The sequence below is a fragment of the Paracoccus marinaquae genome (genome assembly GCF_018860165.1).
GTDB classification, from domain to species: Bacteria; Pseudomonadota; Alphaproteobacteria; order Rhodobacterales; family Rhodobacteraceae; genus Paracoccus; species Paracoccus marinaquae.
Genome location: NZ_JAHKNG010000017.1, coordinates 45861 through 60208, shown reverse-complemented (window position 1 = coordinate 60208; position 14348 = coordinate 45861). Strand labels below are relative to the sequence as shown.

The 14348-nt window shown below is 67.0% G+C and carries 14 protein-coding genes and 1 riboswitch; of the genes, 6 read left to right on the top strand and 8 right to left on the bottom strand.

What is annotated here, in order from left to right; translation table 11 throughout:
* Window positions 1–3 precede the first annotated feature (3 nt).
* Both KNW02_RS11275 and KNW02_RS11270 read left to right on the top strand, forming a co-directional pair.
* On the top strand, window positions 4–600 hold the full coding sequence (locus KNW02_RS11275) for a HupE/UreJ family protein (protein WP_216033367.1): 597 nt from the start codon (window positions 4–6) through the stop codon (window positions 598–600).
* Window positions 597–1193, top strand: coding sequence for a HupE/UreJ family protein (locus KNW02_RS11270; RefSeq protein WP_216033366.1), 597 nt, complete (start codon window positions 597–599; stop codon window positions 1191–1193). Before KNW02_RS11275 ends, KNW02_RS11270 begins: the two co-directional genes overlap by 4 nt.
* A 67-nt stretch (window positions 1194–1260) precedes the next feature.
* On the opposite strand, the gene KNW02_RS11265 is transcribed toward KNW02_RS11270, so the two are convergent.
* Entirely contained in the window at window positions 1261–1677 is a 417-nt protein-coding gene (locus KNW02_RS11265; RefSeq protein ID WP_216033365.1) for a potassium channel family protein, read from the bottom strand.
* A gap of 440 nt (window positions 1678–2117) precedes the next feature.
* A complete protein-coding gene (locus KNW02_RS11260; protein ID WP_216033364.1) occupies window positions 2118–3503 on the bottom strand; it encodes a M20/M25/M40 family metallo-hydrolase in 1386 nt (461 codons plus the stop codon).
* A 163-nt stretch (window positions 3504–3666) separates the two neighbouring features.
* Here KNW02_RS11260 and hemA point away from each other — a divergent pair, with 163 nt between their 5' ends.
* Both hemA and KNW02_RS11250 read left to right on the top strand, forming a co-directional pair.
* Window positions 3667–4896 (top strand): 5-aminolevulinate synthase, encoded by a 1230-nt coding sequence (hemA, locus tag KNW02_RS11255; RefSeq protein WP_216033363.1) that lies wholly within the window; start codon window positions 3667–3669, stop codon window positions 4894–4896.
* Between the two features lie 110 nt (window positions 4897–5006).
* Window positions 5007–6272: a helix-turn-helix domain-containing protein gene (locus KNW02_RS11250; RefSeq protein WP_252733735.1), complete on the top strand. Its 1266-nt coding sequence runs from the start codon at window positions 5007–5009 to the stop codon at window positions 6270–6272.
* A gap of 26 nt (window positions 6273–6298) precedes the next feature.
* Here KNW02_RS11250 and KNW02_RS11245 read toward each other — a convergent pair whose 3' ends face one another.
* Window positions 6299–7348, bottom strand: a complete 1050-nt coding sequence (locus KNW02_RS11245; RefSeq protein WP_216033362.1) for a dipeptidase — start codon at window positions 7346–7348, stop codon at window positions 6299–6301.
* 134 nt (window positions 7349–7482) lie between these two features.
* On the opposite strand from KNW02_RS11245, the gene KNW02_RS11240 reads away from it, so the two are divergent.
* Together KNW02_RS11240 and parA are read left to right on the top strand one after the other, a co-directional pair.
* Window positions 7483–7806: an antibiotic biosynthesis monooxygenase family protein gene (locus KNW02_RS11240; RefSeq protein ID WP_216033361.1), complete on the top strand. Its 324-nt coding sequence runs from the start codon at window positions 7483–7485 to the stop codon at window positions 7804–7806.
* 78 nt (window positions 7807–7884) lie between these two features.
* Window positions 7885–8520 carry a ParA family partition ATPase gene (gene parA / locus KNW02_RS11235; protein ID WP_216033360.1) on the top strand — a complete coding sequence of 212 codons (636 nt, stop codon included), beginning with the start codon at window positions 7885–7887 and terminating at the stop codon, window positions 8518–8520.
* Here the strand turns inward: parA and KNW02_RS11230 are convergent.
* The 5 genes from KNW02_RS11230 to KNW02_RS11210 all read right to left on the bottom strand — a co-directional run bounded on the left by KNW02_RS11230 (window position 8517) and on the right by KNW02_RS11210 (window position 14297).
* Complete coding sequence (locus KNW02_RS11230; RefSeq protein WP_216033388.1) at window positions 8517–9257, bottom strand: ABC transporter ATP-binding protein; 741 nt, start codon at window positions 9255–9257, stop codon at window positions 8517–8519. The two genes, parA and KNW02_RS11230, sit on opposite strands and share 4 nt — an antisense overlap.
* Window positions 9254–10240 (bottom strand): FecCD family ABC transporter permease, encoded by a 987-nt coding sequence (locus tag KNW02_RS11225; protein WP_216033359.1) that lies wholly within the window; start codon window positions 10238–10240, stop codon window positions 9254–9256. The genes KNW02_RS11230 and KNW02_RS11225 overlap by 4 nt, the downstream gene beginning before the upstream one ends.
* The gene (locus tag KNW02_RS11220; protein WP_348524717.1) at window positions 10237–11031 is read right to left on the bottom strand and encodes an ABC transporter substrate-binding protein; all 795 of its coding nucleotides are present in this window, start codon (window positions 11029–11031) and stop codon (window positions 10237–10239) included. The genes KNW02_RS11225 and KNW02_RS11220 overlap by 4 nt, the downstream gene beginning before the upstream one ends.
* Complete coding sequence (locus tag KNW02_RS11215; protein WP_216033357.1) at window positions 11018–12841, bottom strand: TonB-dependent receptor plug domain-containing protein; 1824 nt, start codon at window positions 12839–12841, stop codon at window positions 11018–11020. Before KNW02_RS11215 ends, KNW02_RS11220 begins: the two co-directional genes overlap by 14 nt.
* Window positions 12842–12963: 122 nt before the next feature.
* Window positions 12964–13155, bottom strand: a riboswitch (cobalamin riboswitch).
* A gap of 35 nt (window positions 13156–13190) precedes the next feature.
* Window positions 13191–14297, bottom strand: coding sequence for an endonuclease/exonuclease/phosphatase family protein (locus tag KNW02_RS11210; protein WP_216033356.1), 1107 nt, complete (start codon window positions 14295–14297; stop codon window positions 13191–13193).
* Window positions 14298–14348: the final 51 nt, after the last annotated feature.

Sequence of the window (14348 nt, the reverse complement as noted above, 5' to 3'; positions counted from 1 at the left end):
ATCATGCGCTTTGCGAAACCTGCTTGCCTCGGGCTGGCCGCAGCCCTCGTTCCCGCCCTGTCCTCCGTGGCCCGGGCGCATGTCGGCGAGGGGGCCGGTGGCGGTCTGATCAGCGGGTTCGTGCATCCGCTGCTGGGCGCGGATCATGTGATGGCCATGGTGGCCGTCGGCCTCTGGGGGGTCTTTCTCGGCCGCCCGGCGATCTGGCTGCTGCCGGTGATCTTTCCGCTGGTGATGGCGCTTGGCGGGGTCATGGGCATGGTCGGCATGCCGCTGCCCTCGGTGGAAACCGGGATTGCGCTGTCGGCCATCGTTCTGGGGCTCTGTGTTGCCCTGGGCGCCCGGGCACCGCTCTGGCTTGCCGCCGTGCTGGTCGGCTTCTTCGCCATCTTTCACGGCTACGCCCATGGGGCCGAGATGCCCGGAGAGGCAGATGCCCTGTCCTTCGCGCTTGGCTTCGTCATCGCCACGGGCGTCCTGCATCTGACGGGCATTCTGTTCGGCAGCCTTGCGCGGACCGAGCCCGGCAGGCTGGCGGTTCGCGCGGCGGGGGCGGTCATCGCCCTTGGCGGCGTCGGTTTCCTGACTGGTGTGGTGTGAGGAGATCCCTCGTCGGGCTGGCCGCCGTCCTTGTGCTGCTGGTGCCCGGGGCGGCATCGGCACATGGCAATCTGGCGGCGGCGGGGGCCTTCTATTCAGGGCTTCTGCATCCGCTGCTGGTTCCGGCCGAACTGCTTTGCCTTCTGGCGGTCGGGCTTTACCTTGGCACGAACGGCCGCCATGCCAGCCAGATCGGCGTGCCGGTCTTCGCGGGCTTCGTCGCCGCCGGTCTTGCCCTTGGCGGGCTCCTGTCGCTTCCGGTCCGACTGCCGACGATCATGGCACTTGCGGCGGCGGCCCTTGCCAGCCTGTCCGTCATCGCGGGCAAACGGTTGCCGCACGCCCTCCTTGCCGTTCTCGCGGGGTTCGGGGGGCTGGCCATCGGCCTCGATGCCGTGCCGGACGCGGATGGCTGGGGGGATCGCCTGCTGACCTCGGTCGCCACCGTGATCGGTTCCGGCGCAGCCATCGTGATCCTCACCGCCTTCGTCTCCTCGCAACAACGGGAACTGAGCCGCATCGGCTATCGCGTGGCGGGGTCGTGGATCATGGCGGTCGCCATCCTGTATTTCGGCTGGCTGGCCGTTCAGTGAACCGACGGGACACGGTGGGCTATGCCGAACCCGTATCCGTGGCCGACGCGGCGTTGCGGAACGCGGATCAGTCCAGGCGGTGGATGCGCGAGACGACGGCGAAGAAGAAACCTCCCGACCAGGCGCACATCAGGATCCCGGTCAATCCTTCGATCGAGGCCAGGATCCGCCATTCGACCGGCGGCACGATATCGCCATAGCCGATGGTGGCATAGGTGACGGCACTGAAATAGAACGAGAGTTCCATGCCGTCGAAGACGCCGCTCCAGTCGTAATAGATACCCCAGAGCAGGATCTCGATGAGATGGGCGAAGATCACCAGGATCGCCAGGCGCGACAGCAGCAGGATGGTCGGCCCGGCAGGAAGTTCCCGCACCTCCCTCAGCCGCCGGTCGATCTGGCGCAGACTCCAGCCGAGGCTGAGGCTGTGGATCGCGACGGTCAGCGCGACCAGAATGATGCCATCGGTGAGTTGGCCCAGCATCGCAATCCCCGAGTAACGCTTGAAAGTTGGTGATGCCCTGAGGGGCGGCATGTCAAGGCGGTGTTCACGCGCCGTCAATTATCATCCGAGAAAGGGATATGCCAACCGCACAAAGCGCACCAGGGGTTGTCCCAGCCGCAAGACCGGGCTGCCCAAGGCCTTCAGGCTGATGATGTCGGCGCAGTGGGTTTGCAACATAAGGCCGGGTATTTGGAAAGAGTGCGAGGGCAAAGGACGCTCCGGTTCCGGCACGGGGGACCACGCAGGGAACCGGAGCGCCTCGCTCTCTTGCGGTCATCGGCGCCTCCGCCTGTACCGCGGGACAACCATCCCAGCCTTTCCTTAAGGTCCGGTTAATGCCGCCTCGCGCTCTTTCCAAATACCTCGGGGGAGTCGCCGGAGGCGACGGGGGCAGCGCCCCCTTTCGCCCCGCGTGGGGCTCAGCGCAGCGCCGCCAGGATGCGGGCCCATGACCGGGCGCCCTTCACGAAACTTTCGACATCGTATTTCTCGTTCGGCGAATGGATGCGGTCATCGTCGCGGCCAAAACCGATCAGCATGGAATCCATGCCGAGGATCAGCTTGAAGTCCCCGGCGACGGGGATCGAGCCGCCGGCCCCGATATAGGCGGCCTCGCGGCCCCATTCCTCGCCGAGGGCGCGCCTTGCCATCGCGAAGGCCGGGTCCGAGACGTCCATGACGCTGGCCATGCTGCCGCCGTGCTCATGGAACTCGACCTTGCAGTCAGCCGGCACGAAGCGGCGGACATGATCGCGGAAGGCGGCGCGGATCGCCGCCGGATCCTGCCTGCCGGTCAGCCGGAAGCTGACCTTGGCGCGGGCCTCGGCCGGCAGGACGGTCTTGAACCCGTCGCCCGCATAGCCGCCGGCGATGCCGTTGATCTCGGCCGTAGGTTGGTTCCAGACCATGTCCAGCGGCGCGCGGCCCTGTTCGCCGATCGGCGCTTTCAGCCCGACGCGGCCGAGGAATTCCGCCGCATCGAAGCCAAGCGCCTGCCAGTCCTGGCGCAGCGTATCGGACAGATCCTCGACCCCGTCATAGAAGCCGGGCAGCGTGATTCGGCCGTTCCTGTCCTTCAGCGCACCGAGGGCCTGCGCCAGCACCATGATCGGATTGGCGGCCAGCCCGCCGAAGCTGCCCGAATGGAGGTCGCGATCGGCGCCCCGCACGACCACCTCCTCGCCCACAAGGCCGCGCAGCTGGGTGGTGATGGCCGGGCGGCCGTCCGAATAGAGGCTGGTGTCGCAGATCATGGCCAGCGAGGCGCGCAACTCATCGGCATGGGCGCGCAGGAAGGGTTGCAGCGAGGGTGAGCCGGATTCCTCCTCGCCCTCGAACAGCAGGATCAGATCCGGGGGCAGGGCGCCATGCACCTCTTTCCAGGCGCGGAAGGCCTCGACGAAGGTCATCAACTGGCCCTTGTCATCGGCCGCGCCGCGGGCGCGGATGACCGGGCCGGTTGCGCCTTCTTCGATGGCGGGATCGAAGGGTGGGCGGTTCCACAGATCCAGCGGATCGACCGGCTGGACATCGTAATGACCGTAGAACAGCAACGGCCGGGTGCCGCCGCCGGCCGAGCGGGCGACGACCATCGGGTGTCCGGGCGTGTCGTGGACCCTCGCCTCGAAACCCAGTCCGGCCAGTTCGCCGCAAAGCCATTCCGCCGCCCGGCGGACATCGCCGCGATGCGCCGGATCGGTCGAGATCGAGGGGATGCGCAGGAACTCCATCAGCCGCCCAAGTGCCGCCTCCCGCCCTGCCTCCAGCCGTTCCAGGACCGCCACCAGACCTGTCGCTTCCACCATGTTCCGCCTCCGTTTCATCCGATTGTCTTCGCTGCCGCCGTGGACTTTGGTCGCGCTGCGGCAATTTTGCCCTGTCAATTCGCGTTCTTGACATGTATCAACGACAGGCCTCGCGGATCAAAGAATGATCGCACCCAGCCAGCTATGCAAGGGAACGCCAGCGATGAACTATGACACCGCTTTGGACAGGGCCATCGGTCGACTTCACGAGGAAGGCCGCTATCGCACCTTCATCGATATCGAGCGCGCCAAGGGACGGTTTCCGCAGGCAATCTGGACCCGGCCCGATGGCGAGCGGCAGGAGATCACCGTCTGGTGCGGCAACGACTATCTGGGCATGGGCCAGCATCCGGTCGTTCTGGCCGCCATGCACGAGGCGCTGGACGCGGTGGGCGCGGGCTCGGGCGGTACGCGCAACATCTCGGGGACGACCGTCTATCACAAGCGGCTGGAGGCCGAACTGGCCGATCTGCATGGCAAGGAGGCCGCGCTGGTCTTTTCCAGCGCCTATATCGCCAATGACGCGACGCTTTCGACGCTGCCCGTGCTGTTTCCCGGCCTGATCATCTATTCGGACGAGCTGAACCACGCCTCGATGATCGAGGGTATCAAGCGCAATGGCGGGGCCAAGCGGATTTTCCGGCACAACGACTTGGCGCATCTGCGCGAGCTTCTGCAGGCCGACGATCCCGCTGCGCCCAAGCTGATCGCCTTCGAATCGGTCTATTCGATGGATGGCGATTTCGGACCCATCGCGGCGATCTGCGATCTGGCCGACGAATTCGGTGCGCTGACCTATCTGGACGAAGTGCATGCCGTCGGCATGTATGGGCCGCGCGGCGGCGGCGTCGCCGAGCGCGACGGGCTGCTGGGCCGGCTGGACATCATCAACGGTACCCTGGGCAAGGCGTTCGGCGTGTTCGGCGGCTATATCGCCGCCTCCGCCAGGATGTGCGATGCGATCCGCTCTTACGCGCCGGGCTTCATCTTCACCACCTCGCTGCCGCCGGCGGTGGCGGCCGGCGCGGCGGCCTCGATCCGCTTTCTGAAGGGCGCGGGCGGCCAGAACCTGCGCGATGCGCAGCAATTGCACGCCCGGATCCTGAAGATGCGGCTGAAATCGCTGGGCATGCCGATCATCGACCATGGCAGCCATATCGTGCCCGTCCATGTCGGCCATCCGGTTCACTGCAAGTCCCTGTCGGATCTGCTGCTGCGCGATTACGGCGTCTATGTGCAGCCGATCAACTTTCCGACCGTGCCGCGCGGGACCGAACGCCTGCGTTTCACCCCCTCGCCGGTCCATGACCCCAAGCAGATCGATCATCTTGTGCGTGCATTAGATGCTCTTTGGTCACGCTGCGCGCTAAATCGCGCCGAATTGAGCGCCTGACCAAATCGGCGGGTGAACTGCTCTCGCGGCCGTGATAATCTTGGCTTAATCAAGGTCAGGTATCGTCCGATTCGGGCGATCCGTCATGCGGGCAGGTAGGGCAAGGACAGATGAGCAGGCTGCGGGCCGGAAGCCCGGCAGAGGAGTTTGTGCAGGTGGAGGAAGTGTGTCATTTCCTCGATGACGACACGCGCCTTGGCGATATCATGCGGGGCGAACGTGCGACATTGGGCAAATCGCTGCTGGATGTGCAGCGGGAATTGCGCATCCGGGCCTCTTACATTGCCGCGATCGAGAATTGCGATATCACCGCCTTCGATGCGCCCAGCTTCGTCGCCGGATATGTGCGATCCTATTCACGCTATCTGGGCATGGATCCGGACTGGACCTTCCGCCGGTTCTGCGCCGAATCGGGCTTTCAGCCCACCCATGGTATGGTCGCGTCGGCCTCGGGGCCCAAGCCATCGCGGCGCCCCTCGGACCCGGCCGAGGCGCTGGCCAATCCCCATGCCCTGTTCATCCCGCAGAAGGAAAGCGTCTGGTCGAATGTCGAGCCGCGCGCCATCGGTTCGGTGCTGGTTCTGGTCGTTCTGGTCTGCGGGCTGGCCTATGGCGGCTGGTCGGTGCTGCAGGAGGTCCAGCGGGTGACGCTGACCCCGGGCGAGGATATGCCGGGCGTCGTCACGGCACTTGATCCGGTCGAGGGCGCCGGCATGTCCGGGCCGGCGCTGGATCTGACCGACAGCGACGATCTGGCGCAGAACCTGCCACAGCCCGAGGCGCTGGACCGGCTGTATCGGCCGCAGATTCTGGAGGCGCCGGTGCTGACCGCGCGTGACGGACCGATCGCGGCGATCGACCCGCGGCTGGGCGCGGTGGAAGAGACGGCGGTTGCCACTCCGGCAGGGGATGCTGTCGCCACGGCGGAAGGCGCGGTGCCGTCCCAAGAAGCGGCGGTTGAATATGGACCGCAGGCCCCGGGTGACCCGGCGCCGGTGCGGACTCTGGCAGCAGAGGCCCCCGAACTGGAACTGCTGGCAGCACGCCCGGCCTGGGTTCGCGTGACCTCGGCGGACGGGACGGTTCTGCTGGAAAAGATCATGGATGCCGGAGAGCGGTTCAACCTGCCCAGGCTGGAACAGCCGCCGCTGCTGCGCACCGGCAATTCCGGCGCGGTTTACTTTGCGGTCGCCGGTCAGACCTATGGCCCGGCTGCGCCCGGCCCGCAGGTGGTGAAGAATATCGAACTGTCGCCATCCGGGTTGACCGCCAGCTATTCGCTGGCCGATCTGAATGCCGATCCCGAACTGGCGCAGATGATGGCCATGGCGCAGGCCGATACCGGTCAGGCCGGACAGGGCCAGACCACCGAATAGCCTTCTGTGATGCCGGGTTTCCTGCCTCAGCCGCCCCAGGTGCGCTGAAGTGTGGAAATCCAGTTCTCGGAAGATATTTTCACTATAAGATCAGCGCCATATCCATGGTTCTTCATGGCTTCGGTCAGCTTTGGCAGGGCGGCGGCATCGGGCAGGTCGCGCGGCATCAGCGCGCCGTCGAAATCCGAGCCCAGGGCCACGCCATCCTCGCCCAGGATGTCCAGCAGGTGATCCAGATGGCGCAGCATCGTCTCGAAGCCCTCAAGTGGCAGGCGCTTGCCATCGGGGCGCAGGAAGCTTGAGGCATAGTTCAGCCCGACCAGGCCGCCGCTGTCGGCAATGACCCGCAATTGCCGGTCGGTCAGGTTGCGGCTGCTGGGGCAGATCGCATGGACGCAGCTGTGGCTGGCCACCAGCGGCGCATCGGAAAGCCGGGCGATATCGTCAAATCCCGCCTCGTTCAGATGCGAAAGATCCAGCATGATACGCAACCGGTTGCATTCGCGGACCAGCGCCTTGCCGGCATCGGTCAGCCCGCCCCCGGTATCCGGCCCGGCCGGAAAGGCGAAGGGCACGCCTTCGGCATAGGCCGTCGGCCGCGACCAGACGGGACCCAGCGAGCGCAGCCCGGCGCCATGCCACAGATGCAGCGCATCCATGTCGCGGATCGCCTCGGCCCCCTCCATATGCATGATCGCGGCGATGCGGCCCTCGGCGATGGTCCGGCGCAGGCCGGCGGCGCCGGTCACGATGTCCAGCGTGCCGGTCCGTTCCAGCGACTTCAGCGCGGCGGCCTGCCGGAAGGCATGGGGCAGGGCCGCATCATGGGGGATTTCCCCGGGCAGCGGCAGCGCGAAGGGCGGGTTCTGCATCAGCGCCACGGCCTCGGCATCGTTCGGCCCCGAGGGCGAGGGGATCCAGATCGCGAAGAAGCCGCCGACCATGCCGCCCGCCTTCATGCGCGGCAGGTCCATGTGGCCGGTGCCGTCGCCCTCCAGCCAGATGCGGGCGCCGTCCTGCCCGGCGGCCACCACGCGCTGGATGAAATCGTTATGGCCGTCGAAGACCGGGGTCATGGCGCGCTCCTTCGCTGTGTCGCGCCGACCATGCACAGTTGCGCCGGTAACGGCAATGGCCCGTGCTTGGCGCTTTGCGCCGCCGCGATTCCGGCCTAGGCTGCATCCGTGGGATCGCCAGAAGGAGGCCAGCCATGCCCGATATCCGTTCCGATTTCGACGGCCAGACCGTCATCTGCACCTTTGATGTCAATCCGGGCAGTGCCCATGACGTGCTGGACCTGCTGACCGATGCCTGGGACCAGGTGATCCGCCGACAGCCCGGCTTCATCTCGGGGGCGATCCACCTGAACGACGCCCAGACCCGCATCGCCACCTATTCGCAATGGCGCGACCGCAAGGATTACCAGGCCATGCTGCGCAGCGACGAAATGCGCCGCCGCAACCGCGAGATCAACGGCATGTGCAAGCATTTCGAGCCGGTGATGTACGAGGTGCAGACCGTATTCGGCGATTGATTCCGCTGCCGCAAATACCCCGTGCAATTGCGAAAACGGGCGGCTAACCTGCCGCAAAACACAGGGGGACGAGGGGCAATGACAGGCAGGATCATCACCGTAGCGCAGCAGAAGGGTGGATCGGGAAAGACCACGCTGGCGGTCAATCTGGCGATCAGCCTGCATCAGCGCGGGCATTCCGTCGCCCTGGTCGATACCGATCCGCAGGGCAGCATGGGGCGCTGGTTCATCGAACGCCTGCAGGCGCAGGGCGAGGATGAGGCGCTGGATTTCTCGACCTCCTCGGCCTGGGGGGCCAGCTATGAATCCGAAAAGCTGAAGCGGCGTTTCGATTTCGTCATCATCGACACGCCGCCCAAGATCGACAGCGACCTGCGCCCGGCGCTGCGTGCGGCCGATCTGGTGCTGGTGCCGGTTTCGGCCAGCCATGTCGATCTGTGGGCGACCGAGGGGGTGCTGGATCTGGCCCGACGCGAAAGGGCGTCGGTGCTGGTGGTGCTGAACAGGGTCAGGCCGAACACGCGGCTGTCGGTCGAGGTGGGCGCAAGGGCGGTCGAACTGGGCGCCACGGTGGCCGACACCCAGGTTGCCAACCGGGTCGCCTATGCCGAGACGCTGGGTCAGGGCTTTGGCGCGGTCGAGCGCGTCCGCAACGGCCCGGCCCGCGACGAGATGGTGTCGCTGACCGACGAGGTTCTGGCCGCCATCGGCTAGACCGGCAGGATCGCCGGGCCGTCGGGCGTATCGACGCGCCGGGTGGCGATGCCGAACGCGCGCCGCATCAGGTCGTCGCGCAGCACCGCGTCCGGGGGGCCGTCGGCCAGAATTTCGCCGCCGGCCAGCAGCACCAGCCGGGAACAGAAGCGCGCAGCCAGCCCCAGATCGTGGATCGAGGCCAGAACACCGCGGCCTTCATCCGCCAGGCTCCGAAACAGGCGCAGGCAGGCCAGTTGCTGGGCCGGATCCAGCCCGGCGACGGGTTCATCGGCGATCAGCAGCGGCGCCTCCTGCGCCAGGGCGCGGGCGATCAGGGCGCGGGTCTGCTCGCCCCCCGACAGCCGCAACGCGGTGCGCTTGCGATAGGGTTCAAGCCGCATGCGGGCGATCGCCGCGTCGATGGCGGCGCGGTCGGCCGGACCCCGCCCGCCACCCGGCCAGGGAATCCGCCCGAGGGCGATCAGATCCTCGACGCTGACCGGCCAGGCGATCTCGCGGGATTGCGGCAGATAGGCGGCGGCGCGGGCCCGCCCCTCGGGCGTCATCGAGGCGAGGTTCGATCTGCCCGCGAAGGGAATGAGGCCAAGCGCGGCCTCCATCAGCGTCGACTTTCCGGCGCCGTTGGGGCCGATCAGCCCGACCAGTTCGCCGGCGCGCAATTGCAGCGAGACCGCGTGCAGCACCGGCCGCTTGCGGCGGGAGACGGACAGGTTGCGGATGTCCAGCAGCATCAGACCCGTCCTCCGCTGCGGGTTTTCCAGATCAGGTGCAGGAACAGCGGGGCGCCGACGATGGCGGTCAGCACACCCAGCTTCAGATCGCGTTCGGGGATGACCAGACGCACGGCGATATCCGCCGCCAGCAGCAGCGCGGCGCCGCCAAGCGCCGAGGCCGGCAGCAGAGCCGAGGGCCGGGCACCGACCCAGGGCCGCAGGATATGCGGCACGACCAGCCCGACAAAGCCGACGGCGCCGGCCACCGCAGTCGCGGGGCCGACGATCAGCGCCACCCCGGCGACCAGTCGCAGGCGCAGGGCCGAGGGGGACACGCCCATGGCCGTGGCGGCGGCCTCGCCCAGGGTCAGTGCGTCCAGCCCCGTGGCGGTGGTCCGGATCAGGGCTGCGCCAACAAGCATCGGCGGCAGGGCCAGCCAGACATGCAGCATCGAGCGGTCGGCAAGCGAGCCCATCAGCCAGAACATGATCTCATTGGCGGCATATGGATTGGGGGAAAGGTTCAGCACCAGTGCCGTGCCGGCTCCGGCCAGCGACGAGATGGCGACACCGGCCAGGATCAGCGTGACCGACCCGCCCCGCGGACCGGCCAGCGCCACCAGAAGGCCGACCCCCAGAGCCGCGCCCGCCAGCGCCGCGGCGGGCAGGGCCAGGATCGCCTGCAGCGACAGCCCGGTCTGGATCGCGATCACTGCCCCAAGTGCCGCCATGCCAGAGACCCCGATCAGCCCCGGCTCGGCCAGCGGATTGCGCAGATAGCCCTGCATCGCGGCGCCGGTCAGCCCCAGCCCGGCACCCACCGCCAGCCCCAGGATCGCGCGCGGCAGGCGGATCTCGTGCATGACGATCGGCACCGGGCCGTCACCGCCAAAAATCAGTGCGGCAAGCCCCTCGAGCGGCCCGAAATCCGCCGGTCCGGTCAGCAGCGAGGCCAGAAACAGCGCTGCGACCAGCAGCGACAGGCCGACAAGCAGCGCCCTCATTCCAGCGCCTCGATCGCGCGCAGGATGAAGGGCGTGCCGCAGACCCAGTCGCGGTCGGTGACCTTGGCCGTGGCGGGGGCGATTGCGGCCAGCGCAGGGTGATCGAGGATCGCCTCACTGCGCGACTGGCCGGGCCATTTCGCACCGGTGACCAGACGCTCGGGGCGGGCCATCACCAGCAGCTCCAGAGGCAGCTTCGCAGTCCCGGTGATGCCGAAATCCCCGGCGATATTGCGATAGCCCGCCGATTCAAGGATGGCGCCGGCCAGCGTCCCGCGGCCCGAGGTGATGCCATTGGCGTAATAGAGCGCCGCGCGGCCCCGGTCTTCGCGGCTGCCCGCGGCATCCAGCCCGGCATCGAAGCGGGCCAGCAGGTCGGCCGCGGCCGGTTCGCGCCCCAGCAGGCCGCCCATACGGGTGATCTCGGCCCGGATCGCCTCGATGCTTTCGGCCGGCGGCAGCACTTCGACGCGGATCCCCAGCCGGCGCAGCATCGAGACGGTCGGGCCGGATTCGAATTCGCCCGCGATTACCAGATCGGGGCGCATCAGGTAAATCTCTTCGGCGCGGCCGAAATTGACCGGATACTCCGCCGCCTGTTCGGCCATCGGCGACATGCGCGGATCCCGTGCCAGATTGCTGACCGAGATCAGTTGCCCGGGGGCGGCCAGCAGCATGGCAAGCTGGTCGGTGCACAGGTTCATCGAGACGACGCGCTGTGGCCCCGCCGCCGCCGGCAGGGCTGCGGCGGCGACCAGAGCCGCCGCCCGTATCAGGTCAGAAATCCGCACGGATGCCAGCATAGACCGCCCGGTCCGAGGTGCCATAGCCGCGGATCAACTGATATTCCTTGTCCAGCAGGTTCTCGATCCGCAGATAGGCGGTGGCCTCATTGCTCAGGTCGTATTCGGCCGAGGCGCCGACGACGGCAAAGCTGGGCAGTTCCTCTCCGGCATCGACGATCCCGGCAAGGTGCTGCAGGGTCAGGCTGAAATCGGCCCTCTCGGTGATCTGCCCCTCGAGGCGCAGGTTCAGCGCCTGCCTCGGCACCCGCGGCAGCGGCTGTCCGTCGGCCCCTTCGGTATCGGTGAAGGTGAAGTTGCCCGACAGCGTCAGCCGGTCGGTCAGCGGCGTGGTTCCGGCGATCTCGACGCCGCGGCTGCGCGAGGTGCCGTCGGTCTGCTGATAGACATAGCCGGTCGAGGCGTCGTTGATGATCAGATCCTCGATCTTGCTGTCGAACAGGCCGACGCGCCAGGCGGCACCGTTGTCCCATTGCCGTTCGATCCCGGCGTCATAGCCGGTCGAGGTTTCGGGATGCAGATCCGGGTTGCCGGCGAAGGGGTTGCCCAGCTCATAGGGCGAGGGGGCGCGGAAACCGGTGCCGGCCTGGGCGCGAATGGTCCAGCCGGGGGCGGGGCGCCAGGACATGGCGATGCGGCCGGTGGTCTCGCCGCCGAACTGCGAATTGTGGTCGCGCCGGGCCGACAGGGCAAGGTCCAGATCCGGGGTCAGCGCGCGGCGGTATTCGGCATAGAGACTGTTGGTGATATAGCCACCCTCGCCGCCCTCCTCGTCATAAGCCTCGTCGCTGTGGCTGGCGCCCCAGGCCAGGACCGAGGCATCGCCGAACCCGGCCGAGCCGTCATAGGCCAGTTCGGTCCGGCTGCCCTTGAACGGATAGGAGAAGTCGCCATAGACCTCGGCCCGCTCGGTCTGGCTTTTCTGCACCGAAAGGCTCTGGATGGTCAGATCGCCCTCGTAATTGCCATAGAGCCGCGCGCCGCGGCGGATGCTGTGGCTGGAATCGGCATTGTCGGTCAGGAACGGAAAATCGCTGTCGGTCTGGACATCGGTTTCCTGCCAGAAGGCGGCGGCACCGATGGTCACCCTTTCGGTCAGTTGATAGTCGGCCTTCAGGCTGGCCAGGGTGCTGCGGGCGCCGTCCTCCTCGGTATTGCCGTCATTCTCGTCGGCGACCGAAAAGCCGTCGGTCTCCAGATGCTGGACCGAAAAGGCCAGGCTGCCGGTCTCGCCATTGTGGACGATGCCATAGCGGGCATTCGTCGTTGCGTAGCTGCCATATTCGATCTGCGCCTGCTGATGCGTGCCCGGCGCGTCGGTGGGGGCGGTATAGAGCGAGATCACCCCGGCGATCGCGTCCGAACCATAAAGCGCCGATTGCGGCCCCTTCAGCACCTCGATCCGCGAGAGGTTCCCGGCCAGCAGCCCGCCCCAGTTCAGCTTGATCTGCGTATCCGAGGGGTCGCTGATATCGATGCCGTCATAAAGAACCTTCACATACTGGCCGCCGAGGCCACGCAGGCGCAGGTTGGTAATGGTGCCGAAGCCGCCATTGCCCGAGGCCGAGATGCCGGGCAGCGTTGAAAGGTATTCGACGGCACGGACATTGCCGGCGCGTTCGATCTCGGCGCGGTCGACGACCTCGACCGTGGCGCCGGTGCGGGCGATCTCTTCTTCGGTCTGATTGGCGGTCAGGGTGATCTCGGGCAGGGCATAGATCTCGGGCGCCGGTTCCTGCGCCCAGACGGGCTGGGCAGAGATGGCGGTGGCGACGGCCAGGATGGTCAGGCGGTTCACAGGTTGTATTCCTTCCGGGCGCCCCTGTCGGGCGGGTGCGGGATGTCCGGAAAAAGGGCCCTTCCGAACGGCGAATACCACCACGACGGAAGTTCCGTTTCATGCATGCCCCTCGCATGCATTCAGGGTGATCGCCTGCGGCAGGTCTCCTGACTTCGCGGGTCACGGCTTGGCCGGGCCTTCCCATCCGCAGCCTGCGGACAGTGGCGATCTCCGGCCTCGCTCACCGCTGACAGTTGCGGGGGCAGTCGCGGAATTGCACCGCGTTCCCTTTTCACCGGGCAGGGCCCGGAACCGAGGCAGGGCGGGGTTAGCCCAGACCCGGGCGCCGCGCAAGGATTATTGCCCGCTAACTGTTTGGCGCGGGCAGATCGATGCGGGCGATGACCGGGAAATGGTCGCTGATCTTCCAGTATTCGGTGCCTTCGGCGGTGTCGCGCGGGATCCGCGCCTCGCTGACCCAGCCGGCGGGGGCGTTGCGGCTGTAGAGGATATGGTCGATCCAGACCCGGTGAAAGGTGTCGTTGAAGATCGGGTCGGGAAAGCGGGTGGTGCTGAGATCGCCGAAGTCCAGCGCCTCGCGATCCTTGTCGGGCAGGCTGTCGAACAGCGCATTGCCAAGCGTCAGCCCCGGTTTCCAGACCGACCCCATCAGCGTCTCGACGCCCGAGGCCAGAAGCCGCATTTCCGAGGTGTCGAAGCCCGGCCCGTCATTGATGTCGCCGCAGACCAGAAGCGGGATCCCGGCGGTTTCGGCCTCGGTCAGGTAACGGTCGAGGAAATGGGTGCGGATATGGCGGCACTGCGCCAGCAGGCGGCGGCGGTTGGCATCGGCCATCTGCCACCATTTCGACCATTCATAGGCCTGAAAGATGCCCTTGGACTTCAGATGCAGCCCGAGGATGCGGAACGGCTGGCCGCCGGCGGGGCGGATCTCGGCATAGAGCGGGCGGCGCTCATAGCGGAACCATTCGTAGATGCCGTTCTCCTCGACATCGAGGAAGAAGGGCTCGGAGGCGTCATGGACCGTGCCGGCGGCCGGATCCTCGCTGTCCCAGATCAGCACCGGCGGATCGGCAAAGCTGCCCCGGTCGGTGCGGATCGCCAGCCCGACGCATTGCGACGAGCCCAGCCGCCGCCCGTCCGGGCCGGGCCGCGACATGTAACGCGAGCGCTGGACATGGCAGGACCAGGTTCCCGGCGCCAGCGCATCGAAGATCGCCTGCAATTCACCGCCAAGATTGGGCCCTTCGACGATGACGATCAGATCGGCGTCCAGATCGGCCAGCCCGGCCGAGATCAGCGCCGAACGCTCGGCGACGGTGGGGTTTTCGGACTGCCAGGGCGGTTTGGGGCCGCGCACCCGCGCATTGCCCGGTTTCAGCACCGGCCGGCCTTCGGCGTCGGTGGTGACCATGTCGTTCAGCCATTCAAGGTTCCAGACGGCGATTTTCATGGGCAGATTCCTCGCATCGGTTTGGCGATCATGATCCGATTCCCGCATGAA

Bases quoted from the DNA above. Each gene is read 5' to 3' on its own strand.
- KNW02_RS11275 (WP_216033367.1), top strand. From the start codon at position 4: ATGCGCTTTGCGAAACCTGCTTGCCTCGGGCTGGCCGCAGCCCTCGTT.
- KNW02_RS11265 (WP_216033365.1), bottom strand. From the start codon at position 1,677: ATGCTGGGCCAACTCACCGATGGCATCATTCTGGTCGCGCTGACCGTC.
- KNW02_RS11260 (WP_216033364.1), bottom strand. From the start codon at position 3,503: ATGGTGGAAGCGACAGGTCTGGTGGCGGTCCTGGAACGGCTGGAGGCA.
- hemA (WP_216033363.1), top strand. From the start codon at position 3,667: ATGAACTATGACACCGCTTTGGACAGGGCCATCGGTCGACTTCACGAG.
- KNW02_RS11250 (WP_252733735.1), top strand. From the start codon at position 5,007: ATGAGCAGGCTGCGGGCCGGAAGCCCGGCAGAGGAGTTTGTGCAGGTG.
- KNW02_RS11245 (WP_216033362.1), bottom strand. From the start codon at position 7,348: ATGACCCCGGTCTTCGACGGCCATAACGATTTCATCCAGCGCGTGGTG.
- KNW02_RS11240 (WP_216033361.1), top strand. From the start codon at position 7,483: ATGCCCGATATCCGTTCCGATTTCGACGGCCAGACCGTCATCTGCACC.
- parA (WP_216033360.1), top strand. From the start codon at position 7,885: ATGACAGGCAGGATCATCACCGTAGCGCAGCAGAAGGGTGGATCGGGA.
- KNW02_RS11225 (WP_216033359.1), bottom strand. From the start codon at position 10,240: ATGAGGGCGCTGCTTGTCGGCCTGTCGCTGCTGGTCGCAGCGCTGTTT.
- KNW02_RS11210 (WP_216033356.1), bottom strand. From the start codon at position 14,297: ATGAAAATCGCCGTCTGGAACCTTGAATGGCTGAACGACATGGTCACC.